This window comes from Pontibacter cellulosilyticus, assembly GCF_014306105.1.
Classification (GTDB): Bacteria; Bacteroidota; Bacteroidia; order Cytophagales; family Hymenobacteraceae; genus Pontibacter; species Pontibacter cellulosilyticus.
The window spans coordinates 371,369-395,479 of the sequence record NZ_JACRVF010000001.1; the positions used below are offsets into that span (position 1 = coordinate 371,369).

Annotated in this window: 25 protein-coding genes; 11 read left to right on the plus strand and 14 right to left on the minus strand. The window is 46.4% G+C overall.

The window, feature by feature from the left end; genetic code table 11:
* The first annotated feature begins 8 nt into the window (after positions 1-8).
* Genes H8S84_RS01595 through H8S84_RS01605 form a run of 3 tightly spaced genes read left to right on the plus strand, consistent with a single transcriptional unit; the run spans position 9 to position 689 of the window.
* Positions 9-197, plus strand: a complete 189-nt coding sequence (locus tag H8S84_RS01595) for a hypothetical protein (RefSeq protein WP_187065527.1) — start codon at positions 9-11, stop codon at positions 195-197.
* Between the two features lie 24 nt (positions 198-221).
* Entirely contained in the window at positions 222-506 is a 285-nt protein-coding gene (locus H8S84_RS01600) for a hypothetical protein (protein WP_187065528.1), read from the plus strand.
* Positions 507-521: 15 nt separating this feature from the next.
* The gene (locus tag H8S84_RS01605; protein WP_187065529.1) at positions 522-689 is read left to right on the plus strand and encodes a hypothetical protein; all 168 of its coding nucleotides are present in this window, start codon (positions 522-524) and stop codon (positions 687-689) included.
* Positions 690-697: 8 nt separating this feature from the next.
* Here H8S84_RS01605 and H8S84_RS01610 read toward each other — a convergent pair whose 3' ends face one another.
* Positions 698-1,444 (minus strand): LytR/AlgR family response regulator transcription factor, encoded by a 747-nt coding sequence (locus H8S84_RS01610; RefSeq protein WP_187065530.1) that lies wholly within the window; start codon positions 1,442-1,444, stop codon positions 698-700.
* A 164-nt stretch (positions 1,445-1,608) separates the two neighbouring features.
* Entirely contained in the window at positions 1,609-2,625 is a 1,017-nt protein-coding gene (locus H8S84_RS01615) for a sensor histidine kinase (protein ID WP_187065531.1), read from the minus strand.
* A gap of 213 nt (positions 2,626-2,838) precedes the next feature.
* On the opposite strand from H8S84_RS01615, the gene H8S84_RS01620 reads away from it, so the two are divergent.
* Positions 2,839-5,298 (plus strand): outer membrane beta-barrel family protein, encoded by a 2,460-nt coding sequence (locus H8S84_RS01620; RefSeq protein WP_187065532.1) that lies wholly within the window; start codon positions 2,839-2,841, stop codon positions 5,296-5,298.
* Positions 5,299-5,372: 74 nt separating this feature from the next.
* On the opposite strand, the gene H8S84_RS01625 is transcribed toward H8S84_RS01620, so the two are convergent.
* The 3 genes from H8S84_RS01625 to H8S84_RS01635 form a co-directional block, all read right to left on the minus strand.
* Positions 5,373-6,536, minus strand: a complete 1,164-nt coding sequence (locus tag H8S84_RS01625; protein WP_187065533.1) for an acyltransferase family protein — start codon at positions 6,534-6,536, stop codon at positions 5,373-5,375.
* 96 nt (positions 6,537-6,632) lie between these two features.
* On the minus strand, positions 6,633-7,769 hold the full coding sequence (locus H8S84_RS01630) for a helix-turn-helix domain-containing protein (protein ID WP_187065534.1): 1,137 nt from the start codon (positions 7,767-7,769) through the stop codon (positions 6,633-6,635).
* A gap of 119 nt (positions 7,770-7,888) precedes the next feature.
* A complete protein-coding gene (locus tag H8S84_RS01635) occupies positions 7,889-10,699 on the minus strand; it encodes an outer membrane beta-barrel protein (RefSeq protein WP_187065535.1) in 2,811 nt (936 codons plus the stop codon).
* Positions 10,700-11,054: 355 nt separating this feature from the next.
* On the opposite strand from H8S84_RS01635, the gene H8S84_RS01640 reads away from it, so the two are divergent.
* Complete coding sequence (locus H8S84_RS01640; protein ID WP_187065536.1) at positions 11,055-11,543, plus strand: DUF2062 domain-containing protein; 489 nt, start codon at positions 11,055-11,057, stop codon at positions 11,541-11,543.
* A 2-nt stretch (positions 11,544-11,545) separates the two neighbouring features.
* Here the strand turns inward: H8S84_RS01640 and H8S84_RS01645 are convergent, their stop codons facing one another.
* The gene (locus H8S84_RS01645; RefSeq protein WP_187065537.1) at positions 11,546-12,535 is read right to left on the minus strand and encodes a helix-turn-helix transcriptional regulator; all 990 of its coding nucleotides are present in this window, start codon (positions 12,533-12,535) and stop codon (positions 11,546-11,548) included.
* A 130-nt stretch (positions 12,536-12,665) separates the two neighbouring features.
* Between H8S84_RS01645 and H8S84_RS01650 the strand changes: the two genes are divergently transcribed.
* Positions 12,666-13,244 carry a cupin domain-containing protein gene (locus H8S84_RS01650; protein WP_187065538.1) on the plus strand — a complete coding sequence of 193 codons (579 nt, stop codon included), beginning with the start codon at positions 12,666-12,668 and terminating at the stop codon, positions 13,242-13,244.
* Between the two features lie 15 nt (positions 13,245-13,259).
* Positions 13,260-14,135, plus strand: coding sequence for a c-type cytochrome (locus tag H8S84_RS01655; protein WP_187065539.1), 876 nt, complete (start codon positions 13,260-13,262; stop codon positions 14,133-14,135).
* An 80-nt stretch (positions 14,136-14,215) separates the two neighbouring features.
* Here H8S84_RS01655 and H8S84_RS01660 read toward each other — a convergent pair whose 3' ends face one another.
* The 4 genes from H8S84_RS01660 to H8S84_RS01675 all read right to left on the minus strand — a co-directional run bounded on the left by H8S84_RS01660 (position 14,216) and on the right by H8S84_RS01675 (position 17,685).
* Entirely contained in the window at positions 14,216-15,094 is an 879-nt protein-coding gene (locus tag H8S84_RS01660) for an OmpA/MotB family protein (RefSeq protein WP_187065540.1), read from the minus strand.
* A gap of 101 nt (positions 15,095-15,195) precedes the next feature.
* Positions 15,196-16,056 (minus strand): methylated-DNA--[protein]-cysteine S-methyltransferase, encoded by an 861-nt coding sequence (locus H8S84_RS01665; RefSeq protein WP_187065541.1) that lies wholly within the window; start codon positions 16,054-16,056, stop codon positions 15,196-15,198.
* Between the two features lie 93 nt (positions 16,057-16,149).
* Positions 16,150-16,875 carry a tetratricopeptide repeat protein gene (locus tag H8S84_RS01670; protein WP_187065542.1) on the minus strand — a complete coding sequence of 242 codons (726 nt, stop codon included), beginning with the start codon at positions 16,873-16,875 and terminating at the stop codon, positions 16,150-16,152.
* 72 nt (positions 16,876-16,947) lie between these two features.
* Entirely contained in the window at positions 16,948-17,685 is a 738-nt protein-coding gene (locus H8S84_RS01675; protein WP_187065543.1) for a tetratricopeptide repeat protein, read from the minus strand.
* A gap of 184 nt (positions 17,686-17,869) precedes the next feature.
* Here H8S84_RS01675 and H8S84_RS01680 point away from each other — a divergent pair, with 184 nt between their 5' ends.
* The 4 genes from H8S84_RS01680 to H8S84_RS01695 all read left to right on the plus strand — a co-directional run bounded on the left by H8S84_RS01680 (position 17,870) and on the right by H8S84_RS01695 (position 19,880).
* Positions 17,870-18,355 (plus strand): RNA polymerase sigma factor, encoded by a 486-nt coding sequence (locus H8S84_RS01680; RefSeq protein WP_187065544.1) that lies wholly within the window; start codon positions 17,870-17,872, stop codon positions 18,353-18,355.
* A complete protein-coding gene (locus H8S84_RS01685) occupies positions 18,345-18,893 on the plus strand; it encodes a hypothetical protein (RefSeq protein ID WP_187065545.1) in 549 nt (182 codons plus the stop codon). Before H8S84_RS01680 ends, H8S84_RS01685 begins: the two co-directional genes overlap by 11 nt.
* 97 nt (positions 18,894-18,990) lie before the next feature.
* Positions 18,991-19,419 carry a type II RES/Xre toxin-antitoxin system antitoxin gene (parS, locus tag H8S84_RS01690; protein WP_187065546.1) on the plus strand — a complete coding sequence of 143 codons (429 nt, stop codon included), beginning with the start codon at positions 18,991-18,993 and terminating at the stop codon, positions 19,417-19,419.
* Positions 19,416-19,880, plus strand: coding sequence for an RES family NAD+ phosphorylase (locus tag H8S84_RS01695; RefSeq protein ID WP_187065547.1), 465 nt, complete (start codon positions 19,416-19,418; stop codon positions 19,878-19,880). Before parS ends, H8S84_RS01695 begins: the two co-directional genes overlap by 4 nt.
* A 16-nt stretch (positions 19,881-19,896) precedes the next feature.
* Here H8S84_RS01695 and H8S84_RS01700 read toward each other — a convergent pair whose 3' ends face one another.
* The 4 genes from H8S84_RS01700 to H8S84_RS01715 all read right to left on the minus strand — a co-directional run bounded on the left by H8S84_RS01700 (position 19,897) and on the right by H8S84_RS01715 (position 23,945).
* Positions 19,897-21,273 carry an MBL fold metallo-hydrolase RNA specificity domain-containing protein gene (locus tag H8S84_RS01700; protein WP_187065548.1) on the minus strand — a complete coding sequence of 459 codons (1,377 nt, stop codon included), beginning with the start codon at positions 21,271-21,273 and terminating at the stop codon, positions 19,897-19,899.
* 67 nt (positions 21,274-21,340) lie between these two features.
* Entirely contained in the window at positions 21,341-21,868 is a 528-nt protein-coding gene (locus H8S84_RS01705) for a GNAT family N-acetyltransferase (RefSeq protein WP_187065549.1), read from the minus strand.
* A 189-nt stretch (positions 21,869-22,057) separates the two neighbouring features.
* Positions 22,058-22,663, minus strand: a complete 606-nt coding sequence (locus tag H8S84_RS01710; RefSeq protein ID WP_187065550.1) for a hypothetical protein — start codon at positions 22,661-22,663, stop codon at positions 22,058-22,060.
* 256 nt (positions 22,664-22,919) lie between these two features.
* Positions 22,920-23,945, minus strand: a complete 1,026-nt coding sequence (locus H8S84_RS01715; protein WP_230407013.1) for an N-acetylmuramoyl-L-alanine amidase family protein — start codon at positions 23,943-23,945, stop codon at positions 22,920-22,922.
* Positions 23,946-24,111 lie beyond the last annotated feature (166 nt).

Below are 24,111 nucleotides of genomic sequence, written 5' to 3' on the forward strand. Positions count from 1 at the left end.
TTATTTAGATGGTAGAGGCAGAGCATACTTCTACTACACTAAATTACGAAATAGTCGTGTTATTATACATAGTACCAATCGCCTTTCTGTTTAATTTAGTGCCCGTTATACTTAAGCCGATAAAATTACTGAAGCCGGACATGCTTCCAACCAAAGACCTACTCTTTGAACGCAACATAGCTGTTATGCCGCTGTAAGAGTTCGTAAGCGAGCTGTCGGAAGTGCGCCACCGCCATGATGCGTATATGCTCCTGTTCGTGCAGGAAACCAAAGGCGGGGATAACCTGATCGATTTCCGGCGGTATGAAACCGTATCCGGAAGGATGTTTTTAATTGGGCCCGGGCAGGCGCATCAGCGGCAATCGCTGCAGGAGCAAGGGGTACTGTCTTTCTCGGAAAAGTTTCTGCAAACTACAGGTATCACGGCACTCGAAGCGCTCATTCTATTTGGGGCTGTTTACCAGCATCCGTACCTTGACCTGAAGAAAGACCTGCAACAGTTCTAGCTGCAACTTACACAGTTGATATCCTATGAGCTGCAGCAGCCAGTTCCGAGCCAGGCTATACTTGCTCGCTACCTGTTTGTACTTTTAAACTACCTGCTGCGCGAGTGCCATGTGCTCCTGAAAGTGGGCGGACTTATACTTTACAGTATACCAGCCAAAAGGAAGGCATTAATTGCTGCCTAAACTTATACTTAGTGCTTCTCCCGAATCATGTTCAGGAAACCGTCGCGGTAAGTTTCTCCAACCGGGATCTCTTTCTCGCCTATGTAAACTGTATTACCGTCTACCATACTCACTTTATCAATGGAGATAATGTATGATCGGTGCACTCGGTAAAAAGGTGGCTGGGGTAGTTGTTCAGCCAGGTCGGTAAGCGATTGATAGGTTACCAGCCGCTGGCCCGGCAGGTATAGCGAAACGTAGTTCTTCAGGCCTTCTACATACAAAATGTCACTGTAAGCCACCTTCAGGAATTTGTTTTTGCTTTCACCCTTAACAAACATGTAATCTGGTGCTGCCGATGCCATTCCCTGCTCGGCAGGCTGTGGGGGTACAGCTGGTGCTGCTTTAACAGTTTCCTGTTGCTGCAGCATACTTTGCGCCTTGTGCACCGCCTTAAAAAACCTGTCGAAAGGGATAGGCTTGAGAAGGTAGTCCACTACATCGTGCTCGTAACCTTCCAGGGCATACTCCGGATAGGCAGTAGTAAGTATAACTTTGCACTTGCTGCCGCATATTTTCAGGAACTGCATACCTGTCAGTTCTGGCATTTGAATGTCCAGGAACACGAGGTCTACTTTGCCCTCCTGCACCCAATTAATAGCTTCTATCGGGCTGGTGGTTTTGCCTACCAACTCCAGGAAAGGCACTTTGCTGATGTAATCGGCAATAATATTGGCAGCGTAGGCTTCGTCGTCAACAGCAATGCAGCGGATCATATTAAGTTTGGGAGTTAGAGTATTAGAGAGTTAAGGAGTTTGGTCTGAATCAGGATTTACAGGATATTTTAGGATCACAGGATTAAAATAGCACATTTGTAACTCATTTTTAAAATTATTCATACTTTATATCCTGACCATCCTAACATCCTGTACATCCTGATTCAGACAGTCTGCAGCTTCAGTTTGGTTTTATACGTTAAGCCATCCTGCTGTATATCCAGTTTATACTTGCCAGGATAGATCAGGTCGAGGCGGCGGCGGATGTTGGCCAGACCAATGCCGGTAGTCTGATCTTTCTGGTTTTTGCTGATGCGGTTGCTTACGTCAAAGTATAAGCTATCCTTTTCCAGCTGCAGGTTTATTTCTATCGGAGCGGAAGCGTCGTCCACCACACCATGCTTCAGGGCATTCTCTACAAATGGGATCAGCACCAGCGCGGGCACCCGTTGCCCGTTCACATGGCCTTGCACGTAGAAGTTTACAAAAAACTTGTCTTCGAAGCGCAGGCGGTAAATCTCGAGGTAGTTGTGCAGATAATCCACTTCTTTCTGCAGCTCCACTTTGCCGTCTTTGCTCTCGTGCAGCATATAGCGCATTAGATCAGATAGCCTGATAATAGCAACGGCCAGTTTATCAGACACCGGGTAAGCCAGGGAGTATAAATAGTTGAGCGTATTGTAGAGAAAGTGCGGGTTGATCTGTGTTTTCAGAAAGGCCAGTTCCGCCTGTGCTTTCTCCTGCTTCAGGCTGCGATTCTCGCGTTCTTTTTGCAGGGTTGTCTCCAGTCCCCATACTACGCCTCCCAGAAAAATGCCTGGCATGGCCCAGTAAAGGTTATCGAAGATAAAATAGGAAAGGGTGGTTCCCGCGCCGTAGTTCCTGAACCCGAACAGGTGAGGGTACAGGGTTTCTTCTATGAGGTAGCGGAGGGCGATGTAGGTGAGCATGACGCCTGCAACACCCAAAGCCAGCAGCATCCAGTTTTTATACTTCAGCCAAAGCGGGAACACTAGGAAATAGCAGAGGTAGAATTCCGCTATGCGCAACACATCCTGTGAAAAGGCCAGCATGAGCGTGTTAAACTTCCAGTTATAGATATAATAACCTAACAGCGTGTAGCCTAAATAGAGCATCCAGCCCAGCAGGTGCAGCCCGATCTTTTTTTGTTGCGCATTCATATATTAAAAGTATGCATAAGTTAGCTTAACCGCACTTTTATTATCTCAGCCCGACATTTTATTATGCCAACCCGCACTTTCCTGATCTTAACCCAAATACTTCTGCTTTTCAGGCTTAGGATAAAAGTATAGGTGGTTCGGATAATATACTTTAGATAGTATAACAGGCAATGCATCTTTGGCTCAATATCTAAGAAACAACAACACAGAGCCATGAAAAAAACAGTTACCACCACAGCAAAGCACAAAGGGAAAAAGAGCTTCAGAACCCCATTAATCGTGTGTAGCCTCTTGCTATACTTCACCGCATTTACTGCCTGGGCACAGACCACATTAACGGTAAAAGGAAGTGTTATAAATGCTTCTTCGCAGAAGTCACTGGATTATGTGTCGGTGGTGTTGCTGCAACTGCCCGATTCGGCAGTAGTGGCCTCGGAGATGACAAATGAGGCAGGCAATTATACATTTGCACAGGTGAAGCCGGGCAAGTATACGGTGAAAGCCCTGATGGTAGGTTTTTCACCGGCCACAAGTATAACCTTTGAGGTAAAGCAACAGGCGGTGCAGGTGCCAGCTATAGCCATGCAGGAAAAAGCCAATGCACTGCAGGAAGTAGTGGTGAAAGGACAGAAGCCATTGCTGGAGCAGGAGGCTGACCGCGTAGTAATGAACGTGGAGCAGCTAAACACAGCCGGCGACAATGCCCTGGAGGTACTAAAGTATGCGCCGGGCGTTCGGCTTGACAAGGACGATAACATTATCTTTAGAGGAAGCGGCAGTGTGCAGGTGTTGATCAACGGCAAAATGACCTACATGAGCGGTGCCGAGCTGCAGAGCTACCTGAAGTCGCTGCCAGCCGCTGCCGTCAGCAAGGTGGAGCTGATCGCCAATCCGCCGGCATCTTTTGATGCAGCCGGTACTGCCGGTATCATTAATATCAAGCTTAAAAGAGATGAGACGATGGGCATGAATGGCTCCGTGAACCTGGGGGCAGGCTATGGCAAGTATGAGAAAGTATGGGGAGGCCTTAACCTGAACTATAACACCGGTAAAGTGAGCCTGTACACCCGCCTGAACGCCGGCCACTACAACTCTTTCAACCGCCTTACCTTAAAGCGCAACATCAACGATAGCCTCTACAACCAGGTAAACTACTGGCACCCGATCACCAGGAGCTATAATGCAACGGCTGGCGCCGATTACTTCATCAGCAAAAAACATACGGTGGGTATTATGGTGAAAGGCTACGCATCGCCGGAGAACGCCCTTACCACCAGCAACTCCACCAATTACGAAGCCACCGGCAAAACTTTTGGAAGTATGAGCATGCGCAATCCAAAAGTTTCCTGTACCGATAACTATAGCCTGAACCTGAACTATAAGTTCGATATCGACAGTACAGGCCGCAGTTTGACTATGGATGCAGACTATGTAAACTATAGCACCGATGCCGATGAACTGTTCACAAATAACTTTTACGCCGCAACAGGAGAGGCAACACAGGCTCCATTGCAGCTCCGTAGTCTTAGTGATGCCGAGGCAAGTATAAGATCTTTTAAAGTGGATTACGTGCACCCATTCGGTAAAGGCTACAAAGCAGAGACAGGCCTGAAAACGAGCAGGGTGAGCAATACCAGCGATATCAGGTTTGAAGAACTGCAGGAGCAGGGTTGGGTAAACGATGCAAACCGCACAAACAGCTTTGTATACAACGAAACTATAAATGCAGCTTACCTGAGCCTGAGCGGAAAATTCAGCGATAAACTGAGCCTGAAAGCCGGCCTCCGGGCAGAGCAAACCGTTGCTGATGGCTATTCTGTTAACACGGGAGAAGTAGTGGACCTGGATTATCTCAAGTTTTTTCCGAGTGTGTTCGTAAGCTACACGCCCAGCGAAAGCAATCAGTTTTCGGTATCCTACAGCCGCCGCATCAGCCGCCCTTCTTACCGCAGTCTAAATCCGTTCACCTTTTACTCCGATCCTTACACCGCTTTGCAAGGCAATCCGCTTTTAGGAGCTTCTTTCTCTAATTCGCTGCAGTTTAACTATACTTATAAGAGTTTTCAGATACTGAGCCTGAGCTATGTTGAGTCTAATGATTTTGTATCAAACGTAATCCGGCAGAACGACGAGACAAAAGTAAGTATCAGCAGACCTGAAAACCTGAGCAAAGCCACCTACCTGAGCGCCAGCAGCGGCGGCAGCCTGCCCCTGAAGGATTGGTGGACAGCCACACTGCAACTGGAGGGTTCCTATAATACGGTTATATCGCCACTGCAGGGGGCCGTGTATAACCGCTCCCGCTTTAGCTGGTCAGTTAGCACAGAGGAGAGTTTTAACTTGGCCAAGGATTTTAAGCTGCAGCTTTCTGCCTTCTATTCATCGCCTTCTGTGCAAGGGCTGTACCAGACAAAAGCCGGCTATCAGATAGACCTGGGTGCACAGAAAGTATTTCTTGACGGTAAAGCCACGCTTAGCCTGAAACTGCGTGACGTGTTTAACACCAGCCGCTTCAGAGCCACCCTGGCTTATAACAACGTGAACATGTATTGGCAGAACCAATGGGAAAGCCGCCGCCTGAATCTCACGTTTAACTATAAATTTGGTAGCAACAAAGTAAAAACCGCCCGCAACCGCAAAACCGGCACCGGCGAAGAGGAGGGAAGGCTGTAGTAGAGCTTTACAATTCACATTAATGCTGGCCCTGCACTAGATAAAAGAGCAGGGCCAGCAATAGTTATCTTGAGTTAGTTGACTTGCTGCACCACAGCTTGCACTTGTTCTAAAGGTACAGGTTTCTTAAATGGCTTTAATCCGAAAGGCACCCGCAGCCAGTTTACCTGCATGATCACGTACTTTACCAGTACAAAACAAAGTATAAACGTACCCAGCGACATTAGCGTAAATTTGGCGCCAATAGATAAGGGGGCATCGCGCAGGTAAAAGCCGAGTGCAACGGTTATGGTCTGGTGCAGAATGTAGAATGGGTACACCATTTCGTTAGCCTGCGCCAGGTACCTGCTTCTGATGTTGAGGTGTTGTATTGCAAAGCCAAGGATGGCCATCAGCCAAAACCAGCGGTTACTTTGCTTAAACAGGAAGTATAAAGCTACTTCGGCACCATTTATTTCCTGCCAGTCTAGCCAATAGAAAGTGTAAAGTATGGTTATAGTAACAGTGGCGACGGCCAGGCTGTACCAGCGCATTTTACGGATCTTATCCTGCAAATCCGGTACCTTCATAAGTATAAACCCAATCAGAAACACACTGATATATAAAAAGTGGTTTGCCCAGTCGTGCAGCAGGTCGTTTGTACCGGGGAAGCGTTCGTTCAAAAAGATGCCTCCCAGGCTTAACCACAGGGCAGGTGCCAGCAAAAGTATAAAGCCGTTTATGTTGCTCAGGTTGAATTTTGACTTGCGCAGGTAAAGCAGCAGCGGAAGTAGGAGCAAACTGTAGTGCAGGATGTAAGCCAGGTACCACAGGTGATGCCAGCTAAAATTACCTTCTGGATAGGGTTCGAATTCAAAAATAGAAGACAGAAAGCTAAAGTAGCTGCCAGTATATCCCTGTACTACCCGCTCAAAGTATACTTGGGGCGGCACCACCAGCAGCATACCCACTAGCAACGGGATAAAAATCCGTTTTAGCCTGTCTTTTATAAATGTGCCGGTACTTCTGTAACCTAACGCATAGTATACGCCCACACCCGATACCAGAAAGATAAGCGACATGCGCCACTGGCTCATAAAAGCCATCGGTATCTGCATAGTTTCGCTCAGCTGGTTATTCTTTACGTGCCATTCCCAGCTAACGAAGAACATGCCGGTGTGGTAGAAGATAAGTAGCGTGAAGGCTAATACCCGTAGCCAATCGAACTCGTAGCGCCTGATTTTATTTTGGTTGTCCATAGCAGTTTGATTTGAAGCAAAACTAAGTATGGAAGTACAAAGTGGCAGAATCTGCCGGTAAGTTGGGAGTGCTAGTTTATCGGGAAGTACTTAAAACTAGCTTAAAATGGCCTTTTTGCGATACTCGCCCGGTGTTTGCCCCGTTTGCTTTTTAAAAGCAGCGCTAAAGGCAGACTTGGAAATATAGCCGGTTTGTTCGGCCACTTCTTCAATTTTAAGGTGCTGATAAGAGGAGTCGGCAAGTATAGACTTAGCTTCATAAATACGCAGCTCTGCCAAGTATTCAAAAAAGGTTTTGCCCAGGCACTCGTTAAGCGCTTGTGACAGGTAGTGCGGCGAAGTGTGCAATTGCTTTGCAAGAGCAGGTAGTGAGGCAGAAGCTTTAGTGTAAAATTTTTCCTGCTCGGCAGCTCTCAGCTTTTGGAGCAAGTCTTGTTTCATCTTCTCACTTAAAGCCGATTTCTCATACTTTACCTTTACCACCGGTTGAAAGAAACCGGAGCTTGTGAGTAGTTTATAACATATGTAAAATAGCTGCATTACCAGGAACAGTGCCAGCAAGTGGTCACCGAGATCGCGTTCATAGGATAACTTAACTACAACGAGCAAAAGAAGAGTGGCGGCAAAAAAGAGCAGCAGCAGCCTGGCCCACGAATAAAAGTATGGATTGGATGCCTCAGCGGTAAGCTGCCGGCGCAACAGCAGAAAGCTCAGTGCCAGATAAACAAACACATGCAGCACAGTTAATACGTTTGTATATGCTGACAGAAAGAGCGGATCAGGATCAAGCGAGTAGGTAACGTTCAGTTGGGTGAGTTCCGGGAAATAGGCACTGATGTAGGCGTTATACTTTACTGCTTCAGGTTGTAAGTTAAAGAGCAGGTGGTATACAATGTATAAACCGAAAGGCAGCAGGTGTAGCCATTGCCTTGCCTTAAAGTTCTTTCCGATTAGGCTTCTGAAGAGCAGATAGGTAAGGGGGCCAACGGCAAAATTGAGCGGTTCCGAAAAATCAACCAAAGACAGTGTGCGGAACATTAGGCCGGAATAGCACAGAAATATTTCCAGCAATAAACAGGCAAAACAAAATACCAGTGCAGCCAACAACAGGTGGTGGTACGGCTGCCTGTGCGGACGCTTGGCCATGAACAGCAGCGCCAGGAAGAACCCCTGTACCACACCTACCAGCAGTATGGCGGTAAACCAATCAAACCGAAAAAAATCTGTTGCCATTGCTGCATAAGTATAAAGCAAGATACTAAAATTTTTTACCTGCCATTACGCTAGCATACTTTTGCATAAACAAAAAAGGCCCGCATTGCTGCAGGCCTTTTTGCTTTATTTTTCAAGGATTAGTGGCCCATACGTCCGCCTCCCCAGTTTCCTCTATTTCTATTCTGCTCAGGGTCTGGCTGGTTGCCGCCGCTCTTGAACTTGCGCAGGTTATAGCTGAACGTAGCCATAAAGTAACGCTGTAGTACTGTAGACTGTACGTCCTCAATGTAGTCGGCTGCGATGTTACGCTGGATGCTTACGTTCTGCTTCAGCAGGTCATTTACGCTTAAGCTAATTTCGCCCTGCTTGTTCTTGAAGATCTTCTTGCCAAGGCTCATGTTCCAAAGCAGGAAGCTGTTATCCACGCCAGCAGATAAACCAGAGTTGTACTGGTGGTTCAGTTCAGTACGGTAAACCATGTCTTTCCATAGAATCCAGTTGTAGCGCAGGCTTGTGTTTTGCGTGTAGTAGTTGTTGTTACGTGCATTCTGCAGCGTGTTATCTACAATGTTGTAGTTACCGAACGTAGAAACGTTGAAGTCTACTTTCTCGCTTATGTTGCTGCTGATGTTTAAACCAAAACCAGCTGTTTTTGTATTGGCATAGTTTACAGCTCCGTCAATCATACCTGGTATTCTTGAGTAACCGATTGAGCCATTCAGGTTCAGGTTAGATCTGATAAAGCTAATAGGTTGGCCATAGTTAAAGAACGAACGCACATTTACGAAACCGTCCAGGTTTACAGGGCGGGTTAAACGCGCACCTACAGGTATAGTATAGGCTTCTGTTGTTTCGAATGGCAGCTCTTCTCTGTAGTTCTCGTTACGGATGGTGTACACGCTGTTGGCAACATAATTCTGCGTTACAGTACCAAACATACCGATGAAGAATACTTTATTAGTCTCCGGGTTAAAGTTACGGTAACGTACGTTAATACGGCTCTGGAAGTCCTGGTCCAGCTCCGGGTTACCAATGCGCGGTTGCAGCGTGTTCGAAATGTCCAGCACATCCTGCAACTGCTCGACAGAAGGTGTATTGGTGTTCGTACGCAGGCTGATGTTCAGGTTACGGGAATTGGTGAACTTATACTCGTATTCTGCAGAAGGAAGAATATTGTTGAAATTACGCTTCAGGTTAAACACCTCAGGAAATTCGTTTTCGCCCTTCAGAGTAGCGTACTGGTACTTCACATCTGCCTGGAATCTTACCTTTTCCAGTCTGTACTGGTAGCTAGGTCCAAAGCTTTGCGAAATGTAATCGCTCTGGAACGTGTTGCTCAGCTGTCGATTAAAGTCAGAGTGGGTGTTGTTTGTTTCTACAAAGTCGAAAGCTCTTCTATCGGAGTCGCTAAGTTGGTTTGTGATGGTGTACTCTAACTGCAGGCGTGAGTTTTCGGCAAGGCGCTGCGAATAGTTTAAGTTACCATTCCAGCTCATGTTTTCCTTATCTGTAGAAATAAACTGGTTTCTGTAACTGCTACGGTTAGTGTTTCTGTAGTCTGTGATGTTTGCCAGTTCAAACAGATCACCGTTAGAGCTGCTGTAGTTGTTGCTGAAGTTAGCTGTCAGAATTCTTCCTGAATCACCGAAGCGGTGCGAGTACAGGATGTTGTTGCTGAAGTTAAAGCTGCTGGTTTCATTGTTGTTTCTCTCTACAGACTCTGTCTCTGTACCGGCATTCGTAGTAAGCTGGGCTATACTGTTGCGCAGTGAGTTGATATTTTGGAAAGAGATATTCGGTGTGATCAACAACCTGTTATTTTGGTTGATGTTATACTGTAGACGGAAGTTGAAACGGTGACTCTCGTTCGTATTGTTGTTGATGCTGTTCTCCCTGTATTCCCGGTCCAGGTCTGTGGCAAAGTAATCCTGGAAGCGGAACAGGTTGTTCACTGTTTCGCGGTTAGAGTAAGAGTAGTTTCCGCTAACCTCCATCTTCTTACCCCACATGTCGTTGTAGCTGATGCTGAAGTTATTTGTGTTGATGATACCGTTAGGTGAACCACCGCCAAACATTCTGCGGCCTCTCATACCACCACCTGGCGTCTCGCCGATAGAGTAATCGAACATGTTAATGTTATTGGTAAGACCGGTAAGTGAAATTCTTCTATTGTTGTTGAAGAAGTTAACTGTAGCACCCACCATGTAGCGATCGTCGGTGCCGTAGCCAGCCGATGCTTTACCTGTATAGCCTATGCGGGCCTCTCTTTTGGTTCTGAAGTTCAGGGTTTTTAATCTGTTACCATCGTCAAAACCGCTAAAAGCTGCTCTGTCGCTTTGGGCGTCAAATACTTCTACGCTCTCAATCATGTCGGCAGAGATGTTACGGATAGCAGAGTTTACATCATCTCCGGTAAAGCGCTTACCATCAATCATTACCTGCTTTACATCTTCGCCCTGTGCCTGCACACGGCCTTCCTGAATAGTGATACCCGGCATTTTAGTTACAAGGTCTTCGGCGCTGGCATCAGGTGCGGTTTTAAAGGCCTTGGCATTAAACTGGGTTGTGTCGCCTTTCTGCTCGCCAAGTGGCGCGCGGCCCACTACCTGCACTTCTTTCAAAGCTGTAGAACCATCCTGCAGCGACAGTTGACCCAGATTAAGCGGTGCCCCCTGCACCTGAATAGTTCTGGAGAACTTGTCGAAGCCAATGTAGTTGATCTCTACAGTGTACTGGCCACTGGCAACACGCTCAAAGCGGAATTTGCCTTCGGCATCTGTTACAGTGGCTGTAACAGTGGCATCAGTTGTTTTCTTGAGCACTACATTGGCGCCAGGCAAAGCAGTTTTGTCGCTTCCGCTTGCTACTGTTCCAAATACGGCAACACTCTGAGCATAGGCGTTTATAGTGCCTATCAATAAGAGTAGAATTGGTAGTAATCTTTTCATTTAGATGTAAGATGTATAGGATCTTGTTTTGTGCCCGATTTGACTTGAAGATTTCAGCTTGGTTTAATCAGTGAATGAAAAGATTTTAATAAGGAAATGTTTAATGTGGTGGCGGTGGGGAAGGGGCAGGTAAACAGCAGCTTATAGGATGTGAATGATAGAAGGAGATTTTCCAATTTGTAAAGCAGCCAATCCATATAAAATCCGGGAGGTTACTTTTTACTTCGATGGGTATTAAAAACAATTGTAAGCAGCAGCAGTTTATTTTTCGGAAAGTATATTAACCTGCAACTATTTTCGTTAGGCTTGAGTCTTACTAGTAAAGTTTGGCAGCTGCACATCTTCTACATTCACTATGTCTTTATTCGGTATTACGGTAAGTTTTCTCAAGCGCAGGATTATACAGCCTGTGGCTAACCTGCTGAAGCAGGGTATGACGCCACATAAGCTTGCCGTTACCGTAGCCATGGGCACAGTAGTGGGAGTGGTGCCTGCGATTGGCATTACAACTGTAATGGGAACAGCGCTGGCTGCACGCTTCCGCTTAAATATTGCAGCCACCGTGCTTATCAGTTACCTCATGCAGCCGCTACAGATTATTCTGATCATTCCTTTTGCCCGGTTAGGGATATTTATTTTCGGGTTGCAGGAGTTGCGTTTTTCCCTTAACGAGATTACAGCTATGTTTAAGGAGGATTGGTTAAACGCGCTTAACTTGATCTGGAAAGCTAATCTTGCGGCTGTAGCCTCGTGGGCCTTGCTGGCTGTACCTGTCGGATTTGTTTTATACTTATTGGTTCTGCCTCTACTGATCAGGTTTATGCCAAAGCAGGTGCAGGCATAAAGCTACTTTACTGCTGACGGCGCGTAGCCAAACTGCTTCTTAAATGCGGTACTGAAATGATTTGGGTGACTATATCCAACTTTTTCTGCTACCTCGGCTATTGTTTCCTTTCCCTCCCGAAGTAATTCACGGGCATGCTGCAGTCGCAGCTGTTGCGCATAGGAAAAGATGCCTTGCCCTACATATTCCCGAAATACCTTTTTAAGCCTGAATTCATTCGTGCCAAATAATTTGGCTAGTTCCTTTAAACCAGGTGCGGCTAAGAAGTGCTGGTACAGGTACAATTGCAGCTCATGGGCCAATGTCTTGTCTGCATTACCGCAAATAATTTTTTTCTCCTGCTGCAACTCAAATTGGTTTAGCTGTAGCGCAAGCAATTCCAGCACTTTTGCCTCCATGTAAAGCTTCTGCATGGGGCCTTTAAATTCACAGCATGCTATACTATGGATAGCATGCTGCATGTGAGATGTAATATAACCATGTTTATCCGAGACCAAGGCGGGTTGACTCTTGAGTATATGCGTGTGCAGGCGTTCGGAAGTTTTACTTGTAGGAGGGCATAGTTCTTTAAAATAGTCCTCGCTCAGACTGATGTGCAGGTTTTGCAACGGCTGGCCTTTCTGAAAGATGTGGTAGCCGTTGGTGTTGTTCATGTACAGCAGGTTGTGTTCTGCCTTCTTAAGATGTATGTCGTGCGGGAGCTGTGAAAAGCGAGAGAACAGGTTGCCGCTTAGTATAAAGTTCATGTTTATACCACCCATTACAGATTCTGTAGTCAGTTCGACATCATTTTCCAGTTTCATCTCTACTACAGCCACCGAGAAATGTTCATGCTGCTGGTACAACTGGAACATTTTGCCCAGATATGGTTCCGAAATGCATTGGGTGATAATTATAGGTTGTGTAGCCATAGGCTGCGCCTGAACAGCTTCTTCAGCTTTTTTTACCTGCATCAGTTCCTGCAGTAAATCTTCAGTAAGCTTAAGCCTCATATGGTGCTACTATTGAAAATCTTTTTCTCCCTTTTGCGTAGCTACCACTCCTGTTCTCATAGCAGCCTTGGTAGTTGCGTTTTATACTTTTGCAAATATAAGTATACGTGTAACATCTATAAATAAAACTATGAATTCTTTACCAAAATCAATTTACAACCCGCTTAACAAGGACAGGGTAACATTTCTTAAAACTTCTGCCGAAACAAACGGAGAGTATATTCTGGTACAGGTTGAATTAGCCCCCAAGGGCGGCAACGGACTGCACTACCATACCACTTATACTGAGGAATTTGAGGTGCTGGAGGGTACTCTGAGCATTGAATTGGATAAGGAGGTAATTACCCTTGTGCCAGGGGAGAGGGCTGTAGCACCGCTTCACAAGCAGCACCGCTTTTTTAATCAAGATGTAAGCCGACCCTGCACTTTCCTTGTTACCATTAAGCCGGCGCGCCAATTCGAACAAATGCTTCGGATAGCTTACGGCTTAGTAAACGATGGCTTGACTAACAGCAAGGGCATTCCTAAAAACTTATGGCATACTGCATTTCTGTTCTACATGGGTGAGTCTTATCTGCCGGGGATTCCCTTTCGCCTTCAGAGCTGGCTTGCTGCCCTGCTGGCAAAGGAAGCCCGCCGGCGCGCTAAACACAAGGAGCTGGAAAAGTACTACCTGCCTCAGAGGCATCAAGAAATTATAGCGGCATAATTGAAACTGGAAACCATGATAAAGAGAATAGCAAAGATTACTCTAAAGGTGCTGGTATTGATTGTAACGCTTTCTGTATTCGCATACCTCTACTTGTTCTACTCCTTAAATGCCCGTATTGAGAAAGCATACGCTATAGAGCCGAGAGCTATAGCGTTTAATACGGATGTTGCTCTGTTAGTTCAAGGCGAGCACCTGTATACGATCAAAGGCTGTGCTGATTGCCATGGACCAGATTTAGGCGGCAAAGTGATGTTTGATGATCTGGCTGTCGGTGTGTTTGGTGGGTCTAACATTACGTATGGTGAAGGCGGCCTGCCGAAAGATTACACCTCAAAAGACTGGTTGCGCGCATTGCGCCACGGTATTAATAAGGAAAGCAAACCATTGCTGATCATGCCATCACAGGAGATTTATAAGCTGTCCGATAAAGATATCAGCGCCTTGATTGCTTATTGCATGAATCAGCCGCCTGTTAACAATAAGGTTCCTCCGGTAAAGCTCAGGCCGTTAGGCACCATTCTTTCCGCTTTAGGACAGATTCCGCTTATTTCTGCTGAACACATAGATCATGCATATACTGCACCTGTTGCTGTTGAGGCATTGCCAAATGCTGTATATGGTGAATACCTGGCAGTATCTTGTTCTGGCTGCCATAAGCAAAATTTTAAGGGAGGTAAGTCTGAGGTGCCCGGTATGAAACCGTATCCTGATATAACTGCATCGGGCAGCGTTGACCGCTGGTCTGAACAGCAGTTCATTCAGACGCTACGCACCGGCACTACGCCAGAAGGCAAACAAATGAAGAACGAAGAAATGCCGTGGCAAATGACAAAGGCATATACAGACACAGAGCTAAAGGCGCTCTATGTGTTTCTGAAGCAGCAGTAGTCGCAAGTAAAACTATGAAAATAAAAAAATGCCAGCCGCTGAGTAGGGGCTGGCATTTTGTGTAAGTATAAAAGTATAAATTAGGTTGTCTCCAGGATCTGGAAAAGCTCATCCAGTTTAGGAGTCAGGATAATTTCGGTACGGCGGTTTTTCTGGCGTGCCTCTTTTGTCTTGGCTTCATCCAGTGGTACATACAACGAACGGCCGGATGGGGTTACGCGGGTAGGATCTACGCCTGCGTTGGTCAGGATGCGGGTGATCTCTGTGGCGCGCAATACGCTCAGGTCCCAGTTGTCCTGCATACCTACAGTTCCTCTCGCAATCGGAACATCATCCGTGTGGCCTTCTATCAGCACATTCACGTCTTTCTGCTCTTTAAGTACGGCCGCCAGTTTACGAAGTGCTTCTTCTCCTTTAGGATCTACTTTGGTAGAGCCGGAGTTGAACAGTAGCTGCTCGGCAAGGCTTACGTATACTTTGCCGTTGCGCACGTTTATGGTCAGGTCTTTGTCGTTGAAGCCAAGCAGGGCGTTGGTTACCTTGTTACGCAGGTTTGTTACGGCTCTTTCCTTTTCATCCAGGATGCGCTGTAACTCTGCAAGGCGCTGCTCACGGGCTTTCAGGTCGGCGTTAAGGCGCTCAATCTGCGTTTTGCTCATGTTTAGGTTCTCACCTAACGTTTTCCCTTCCTTCAGGGCCTGCGCCAGGCTCTGTTGATACTCGAGTTTCTGCTGCTCCAGTTCGGCTTTTGCTTGTTCTAAGCTTGCTTTTTCCTCTTCCAGGGCTGCTTTTTGCTGCTCCAGTGTCAGTTTCTGCTTCTCCAGGTCGGCTTTCTCTACTTCAAGAGTGTTTTTACGGCTTAGCAGATCGTCATACTTCTTTTTAGATACTACGCAAGACGACATGGCCATGCTTCCTGCCAATAGAAAGACTGACGCTTTGAGTAAATTCTTTTTCATATGGTATTATACTTTGGCTATTTATGTGCATTTGGCTGATGAACAAATATAGCAAAATATGCATGCCATCCCGGAAAAAATAGAATTATTTATACTGTTACTCAGAACATTGAAAGTTGCTCCGGCTGCTGTTCAATCTGTACTTGGTTTCGTGCAGCTTCCCAACCGATCATGGCCATTTTGCGCTCGCTGCCCCAGCGGTACTCGCCTATGCCGCCCACACTTTTAATTACCCGGTGGCAAGGGATGAGGAATGCGATTGGGTTGCTGCCAATAGCTGTGCCCACGGCTCTGCTGGCTGTTGGCTGACCGATATGCTTTGCGAGGTTGGCATACGAAGTAAGGTGACCCTCCGGTATGCGCAGCAGTGCCTCCCATACTTTCAGTTGAAACGGCGTGCCCTGCAGGTGCAGCCTGATCTTTGAGTTTAGTGGTGCTGTGTTTTGAAAGAACTCCTGTACCTGCTCATGCTGTACATCAGATGCACAAATTACGTCCGCCTTTGGCCAGGCCTGCAGTAGCTCCTGCAAAGCAGCGTCTCTGTCCTGGAAGAAGTGAAGGTGGCAAACACCCACGTCTGTTGACGCTACTATATATTGACCGAACTGGCAGGTGTTTATACTATACTTGATTTGTAATTGTGCTCCTTGGCTTTTAAAGGTGCCCGGTGTAATACCTTCTATACTTAAGAACAGGTCGTGCAGACGGCTGGTACCGGACAAACCGCAACGATCAGCAGCCTCAGCCAGGTTTTCTGTTTGTGCCATAACTGCCTTGGCATGCTGCAGGGTAAGGTACTGCAGAAACTTTTTAGGGCTGATACCGGCCCACTCGGTAAAAACCCGCTGGAAATGAAAGGAACTCATGCAGGCCTGCTCGGCCAGTTCGTCCAGGCTTGGCTGACTTAAGGCTTTTGACCTGATGTAGGCCAAAGCGCCAGCAATAGTCTCGTAGTGGTTCATACTTCAAAAAACAAAAAAGCAGGGCAAAATACCAACCCGAATCTTGCGAAAGATGCAAAAGAAAAGCCCCGGCTTTGTACCGGGGCCTGTTAGCTATTGCTGTTCTTTTACAGCTTCTGCTCCGTCAGATGATCTGAAGAAGCCCTGAGGGTCCGGCATTTTTTCAACCAGCTCAGATATATAAGTATAATCGATCACGGCCATGTTCAGCATGCGGCTCTTGTGCAGGTAATCCCAGGCATCGGTATACTTCTTCTCATAAAACTTTACCAGCGAGACGTTATACAGCGCATAGGCATTCTGTGGCTCTGCTGTAACGGCTTCGTTTAGCAGTTCGTTTGCCTTTTTCAGGTTCTTTTTCTTTTTGCCTTCTCTGTACACAGCTAGGTAAGAGGTAGCCAGATCAGAAAGCAGCATAGAGTTCTTTGGGTCTAAACCCTTTGCCTTTTCATAGTAGGTAATCGCCTCTTCATTTTTATCCTTAGATGCTGAGATCAGTCCGAAGGCCCAGTAAGTGTCTTTGTTATTCGGGTCTAGGAGCCAGGCCAGGTTGAAGCGGTACATCGCCGTGTCTATCTGACCTTCATTGTAGTACTCCCAGCCGCGCTCCATAAAGAACTGGCTTGCCTCCTGGCGGTTCAAAAAGCTTTTGTCGCAGCTTGTCAGGAAACGTTCGTCTTTCTTTTGCTGTGACTCCGTTTTTGGCTTATTACCGAACATTGGCTGCACCAGGTAGCTTTGCTCGGTCTGCTGCTCCTGCGCAAAACCAGTGTTCGCTGCAAAAAGAACTACTGCAAGGGCAAATAATAATCTTCTCATCTTAAAAAGGTAGGTTAGTGTTACGTACATGCAACGCTATAAATTTAAAGCAATGGTACTTTAATAGCAAACTTATTGCATCCTTGCACGGGTATAAACTCCTTTCGGGTCTTTTTGCTTCTCCAGCAGGGCCGTCACAAACGTTTTGTCTGCCTTTGCTTTTTTGTCGGCAGTGCTCAGGTGCAGGTACTTCCAGGCCATGTCGTACTCCTTCAGGTAGTAGCTGTTTACAGCCAGTTTATAGTAGGCCGTCTTTTGTTTCGGGTTTAGCTTAACCGCCTCCTGCAGCAGCTTTTTGCTTTGCAGCAGGTCTTCGGGTGTGCTGGTAACATAAAATCGGTTTAAATGACTAGTGGCCACATCGGCTAACAATTGTGGGTTCTTGGGGTCTTTTTCGAGTGCGCGGTAAAGTATAAACAGGGCTTTGTCGTGCTCTTTTTTCTCGCCGTATACTTTGCCGTAGCCCCACAATATGTCGTTGTTGGTGCTATCGAGGAGCCAGGCGCGGCCAAAAAGGTAACTAGCCGAATCGAGTTTAGCCTGGTTAAAGTTGCGTTGCGCCTGCAATACATAATACTTTGCGGCTGCTCCTTTGCTTTTAAAGCGTTTGGTGCTGTTTTTCAGGAATTTTTGCTGACTAGCCTTCTGGGCATTTGTTTTTGGCTTCTTCACCGGAATAACATCAGCCGTCGTAAGGGCCGGCTGCTGCGTTACCTGCTGTACCTGATTTTGTTTTGTAAGGGCGTTTGGGAGGTTACAGGAGCTTACTCCTGCGGTTAGTAAACCAAGCGCCACTATCCAATATCGCATGTTCTTTTGCTTTGGTTTTGGGTACTAACGCACGTCGTTCAAAAATAGTGCTATTGGAGTGTTATTTACCCCTAAAAACTAGGCAGAGCGCCTTATAGCCTGTACCGGAAATATTTTCTTAACTTATCTGTAATAAAATTGAAACAGCCACAACTAATAAGGCTGAACAAAGCATGATCTGAAAATGAAAGACGCATTTCTGGAGTTGATTTCACAGCATCAGGGTATCATACATAAAATCTGTAGGCTCTACAGAGATACTCCCGAAGACAGGCAAGACCTGTTCCAGGAAGTGGTGTACCAACTCTGGAAGTCTTACCCAAAGTTCAGGCAGGAGGCAAGCATAAGCACCTGGATGTACAGGATAGCATTGAACACGGCACTGGCATCGCTCCGCAAACCAACGCTGAAAATTAACTACACCGACACCCTGCCCGACATACTTAGTGAAAGCTCAACTTACGCAGACGACCAGCAGGAGCAACTGTTTAAAGCACTTAAGCAGCTAAATGACGGTGAAAAGGCACTGGTTACATTGTTCCTGGAAGAAATGTCTTATAAAGAGATGGCCGATGTGCTGGGTATAAGTGAGGGCAACGTAGGAGTGAGGCTAAACCGGATCAAAAACAAATTAATGAACCTTATTATAACACACAGCCATGGATCTTAACCAACTAAAGCAAAGCTGGCAACAGGCCGGCACACAAGAGCAGCTGCACCTGAAACAGCTGGAGCACATGACTAAAATAAGCCAGCACCCGGTTTTAGGCCGCATCAGGACAAAGCTGCTGATAGAAGCTATAGCCATGACCGTACTCTTATTTGTATTCTATGATATGTTCGATGGGCATACCAAACCTACCTATGCATCGGTGGCCTTGGTGATGGGTGTTGCTTTTTACCTGGGCAGTAACCTGTACAGCTTCTTTACACTAAAGCAGGCTGTTAGCGCTGACAATATTTTAGGGTCGCTGCAGCATTTCCTGGCGCAGTTGCAGCGCGCAAAAGTCTTCTCACTAACCTCCCTGGTACTGTTCAGCGTGGCCCTTTGGGTATACTTTACCTCCTCTGTGAGTATGGATGTGCGCCTTTGGGCTATACTTGCTTGCATGGCCGGCTTAACACTGGTGTTTTTATACTTTTCTGCCCGCACCTGGTCACATTGGATCGGCCGCATCAGGCAGTCTATTAATGAACTGGCAGGCTAATTTATACTTGCCTCGGACTCCAAAAAAACTTATTTACGACAAATGGCGTTTTATTTATGACAAGTTTCGTATATTTGAGTATAAAATTAAAACAACCATGGGACAGGCCTTAGAAATCGGAGCAGGACTTAGCTATAAGTTAATTGATGATCGCGATGTGTTTATGCTGATAAGCACCGTGCGGGAGGGGATAAAGTATGCGCTGTTCCAAAGTATAGCTGATAAGAGCCCTTTTAGTACCGCCGAATGGTCTGGTTATCTGCACCTTTCAGAGCGAACCTTTCAGCGCTACAAAAAGGAGAAGCGCACGTTTGATCCGCTCCACTCTGAAAAGATACTGGAGATAACGCTGGTGTACAACAAAGGCGTGGAGGTGTTTGGCGACAAAGCGAATTTTGATGCCTGGCTGGAGGCGAAGAACGTAGCTCTTGGCGGTATCAAACCTAAAGAACTCCTCGACAACACCTTTGGCATCGGCTTATTAAAAGATGAACTCACGCGCATAGAACACGGCGTATTGGCATGATCGTTTATCGCCTTAGCAGAAGCAAATTCCGAAACGACTTATCAGGTAAAGGGGCAGAGCTGGCCGGCGGACGCTGGAACAGCAAAGGCATTCCGATGCTCTACACCAGCGAGTCGATTGCGCTTTGCACCGTAGAGATTGCCGTGCACATGCCGCTTGGCATTGTACCACTGGATTATTGTCTGGTGCGTATAGAGTTGCCCGATTTTAAAGAATTGCCCGAAATAAAGTTGGAGGAACTGCCTGAAGTGTGGAAGACGTTTCCGCACGCCAATGTTACGCAGGAGTTAGGCGATAATTTTATACTTGAAGAAAAGCACCTCATCCTGAAAGTACCCTCAGCCACTGTACAAGGCAACCATAATTACCTCATCAATCCCCGCCACCCGGACTTTAGCAAAGTAAAATTACTCGACTCAGCACCCTTCGAATTTGACAAGCGGCTTTTTGTAAAGGACTGATTTGAAAAGGTTTGTGCTACAGATCGTAGTTTGCTCCCATTTTGGCAATAGTTACGTTCCAGCCAAACGTGTCGCTGATTTTTAACCGCAGCGTTCCGCTGGCCTGTGTCTCACCGTGGTTCAGGAAAATACGTTTAGGCGCTTTCGTCAAGTTGCTTAACCACCACAGCAGGTCAGCCTGGTCGGCGTGGGCGGAGAGGGAACCGATCTGCTTTACTTCGGCATATACGGTGTAGTAACGGCCATGTATTTTAATGTCGTTGGAGCCGCTGCCTAAAAGGTTGCCGCGGGTACCCGGCGCCTGAAAACCAGCCAATAGCACCGTGTTCTTTTTATCCCCTAATAGCTGCTCGAGGTAGTACAGCACACGGCCGCCAGTTACCATGCCGCTTCCTGCAATCACAATTTTAGGCCCATGGGTATCGAGCACATGCAGCGAGTGTTCAAAATCACGTATCACGTGCACATCGTGCATTATGGTGCGGCATTCGGCGGCACTCAGGCTGTGCCAGTCGCTGTAGTTCAGGTATAGCTCCGTTACATTAATGCCCATCGGGGAGTCAAGGTAAATCGGGATAGCCGGTATACTTTTGTCGTAGCGCAGGGTGTTAAGTATAAGCAGCAATTCCTGGGCACGCTCCACGGCAAAGCTCGGGATGACAAGTGTGCCACCCTTGCTGTAAGTATGGTTAACAATGTCGGCTATCTCTGTGTAGGGTGAGGTGCTGCTGTGCAGTTTGTCGCCGTACGTAGATTCCAGCACCAGGTAGTCGGTTTGCTGTAGCAGGGCAGGTGGGTGCATCAGCAGCGGCTGGCGCCGGCCAAGGTCCCCGGAGAAAACAAAGCGCTGCCCATGGCATTCCAACTCTACGAAAGAGGAGCCAAGTATGTGCCCGCTGTTCCTGAACCGGAACTTTATCTTTTCATTTAGCTCTATCCATTTTTCCTGCGGCCGGACTTTGAACAGGGGCAAAGTGCGCTCAACATCATGCATGTTGTAAAGCGGTTTGGCAGGGTGGTGGCGGCTGTAGCCATACCTGTTGGCCTCCTGTGCATCTTTCTCCTGAATTTTGGCACTGTCCCGAAGTATGATCTCAGTCACATCTCGGGTTGGTTCTGTGGCGTAGATTGGGCCGTCATAGCCATACTTTACCAGCACCGGCAGGTAACCGCAGTGGTCGAGGTGGCCGTGGGTAAGTATAACTGCATCCAACTCAGGCACAGGTAGCGGCGGTTTTTTCCAGTTTAGCTGGCGCAACTCCTTTAATCCCTGAAAAAGACCGCAGTCTATCAGCACCTGGTGCTTTTGCGTTTTAAGGAGAATCTTAGAGCCAGTTACCGTACCGGCGCCTCCTAAAAATTTTAGCTGTAGTTGATGGTGCTGTTCTTCCATAGCGTCCGGCTAAAAGTTATACTTATATTAGTAGTAAGTATGGGCAAAGGCTAGTTATAATCTTGATCTAATCAACCTTCTTCCGCCAGTAAAAAAACTTTTCTGTTTCACGGCTAAGTATAAACCCGTTTTTCTGCAGCACTTTAATCGAAGAGATGTTCTCTTTAGCTGTTTCGGCCATAACGGTTGTTATGCGCGGCTGGTCCTGTGCCCATTGCAAAAAGCCAGCTACCACTTTGGTCATCCAGCCCTTGCGCTCATACTTTGGATAAACGCCATAGCCTATTTCAATCTCTCCTTCTTCGTCAGGTCCTTTTTTGATGAGAAAGTCGGCAACAACACGGTTAAGGTCTTTTGAGATGGCCAACCAACGCGTATTATAAGCTTGATCTGTGGAAGAGGCTTTGCGCAGCCTTGGAAGAATAAAATTGGAATTTAGGTTATAGAGCGGTTGCGGATTGAAAAGAGTATGGTCTTTGACGCCAAGTGAGGCGGTTATTTTTTCAGGATTCTCATTAAAGTTTTCCATTTGCTCCAATGTTAACGGAACAAGCAGAAGTTCTTCTGTTTCGAGGGCAGTCTGAACAGCTTCCATAGTACTAAGTTAATGTGGTGTATACTTTTAAATTGAAAGGTATATAGAAAAAGTATGATTCTGAAAGCTTTGTTTATGTTTTCTTCTGCAGCAGCGAATAGAATATATGTCACCCGATTTAAGTGGCTATGCAGCACAAAAAAGCCGCTGCACAGATATGTGCAGCGGCTTTTTAAGGAACTAGTTTCTTTACCTTGTTCGGGCAGGCAAGTATACCTGAAGTCCTAATGCTAAGTTAAGCCCCGATGAGCCGCTTCCTACAGATATATCTGCACTGGTCCGGGTATAACCAAGTATACCTTCCAGGGCTACATTCTGTGCCACAAAATGTGCGTAGCCAGCTCTTAAACCTAATACACCTGAGAAAACCGAATCACCATCGCTGTCTTCCTCAGAGCTACCGGCAATACCGGCTATGGCTTCGCCAAACCAGCGGTGGGTTGGTGCAGCTCCCTCCGGAAAATAGTATCTAATAAAAGGAGTAATGCCATAACGAAAAGTCTCTCCTCCGTCATAAATATCCAGCCCTAATTGTACCTCTGTACCGATGGCTGCGTTGTCGCTTAAAAAGTAGCCAGCTCTAGGGTTGATATTAAGTGTAAAGAAGTCAGATTTAAAGTTCATGCCAATATCGGCAATGTTGGCTCCAACAATCCAGTTACCTTCTCTTACAGCATCTGAAGAAACAGGAGCTGTAGTTTGTGGTCTACGCTCTCTTATTTCATCGGTAACCTGTGCGTTAGCAGTAAAGCATACTGCCACCAAAAAAAACAATGTAGTTAAGTTCTTCTTCATAGTTGTAGTAGTTTTAGCAATTATAAAATTGTATTTCATTTAAATGAATAAATGTTCATTTATATAAAACGGAAGCAATTGCTAAATGTTTATGTATTGCAGGTCAATGAATTAAGTTAAAACTGCAGCAGCTTGAATAGAGACAGGATTGTACAGATAATCTATATAAACTTATATAATTATTTTGCTTCCAGTTAGAACAGTGCCGATTAAGCTGTATAGGCGCAGACAATCTACAATCAGGAATATAGAAGGTTTACTTGTTCCGGTAGTCAGAAATTATGCCATCGCAGATCCAGTTAGCCAAGGCCTGCCTGTTGTTGGGGATTACAAAACGGCGCTGATCCAGGTCGTTACGGATGTTGCCAAGTTCTATGAAAACGGTTGGTGGGTGGCTATACTTTACCACGTATAAACTGCTGCGATGTGATACAGTGCCGGAATAGTCGCGCTCCGGTTGGTGGCGGTTATACTTGTTCGTGAAAGTGGAGTGTATGTTTTCTGCCAGCTTTTTGCCGTCTTCGCTGTTTTCATGGTGGTAAAAGAACACATCGATGTTTTTGCGTTCGCTGCGGCTGTCAATGTGCAGGGAGAGCATGCGCTGGTAAGCACCTTTATGTTTGGCATAAAGCGAGTTGATGGAGTTTACCCGCTGCCGTAGCCGCTGCACCTGGCTAAGGGAGATGGCGTTGCCGCTGTAGTTTACCTCGTCCCGGTCCATTTTCAGAATGTTATCATCCCGTATGCCGTCTTTTTTATCCTGAATGATCATGTAAACTGTTGCCCCATGCTCCATCAGCCGGCGTGCCAGTCGGATAGTCACATCGTAGGCATACTCATCTTCGGCAAGTTCATAAGGGCCATATTTGCCCACCGCCCCAGGATCCGGACCGCCGTGACCGCTTACTAGGTAGTAAACTGCACCCTGCAACTTATTGTCGAGTACTTCCACGCGCTCATACTTTTTACCAAACAAAGGCACTTTTTTGACTCTAGCGGTAGCCTCAATTGGTTTAGCAGTGGCAACTGCTGTAGTAGAAGCAACGATGTCCGATTTGCCTGGTAAAATGTAGGTTCTGCCTACATAAAGGCTGTTGTTTTCGCCTAAGTTATCTTTGTTTAATTGGATAAACTCTGAAAGTTGTGACGTAGAAATGCCGTGCCTGCGCAGTAAAGTATAAATGCCGTCGCCCTGCATGGCCTCTACGCGCAGCATTGTGCTTTGCCCGAATGCCTGTAGGGTTAAAAGAAGGAGTAATAAAGGTAAAAAGACTTTCTGCAAAACTGTGATTTTGTTAAGAAACGAACTTGGGCAAAGCGATATTACTAAAAATGACTGAATCAAAAAAGTTAGTCGTATACTTCGCACTTAAAATCCTGCTATTTACATAGAAAACACAAAGGTACATAAGTATAGCCGGAAAAGCTTTTAGAGAAAATATCGAATA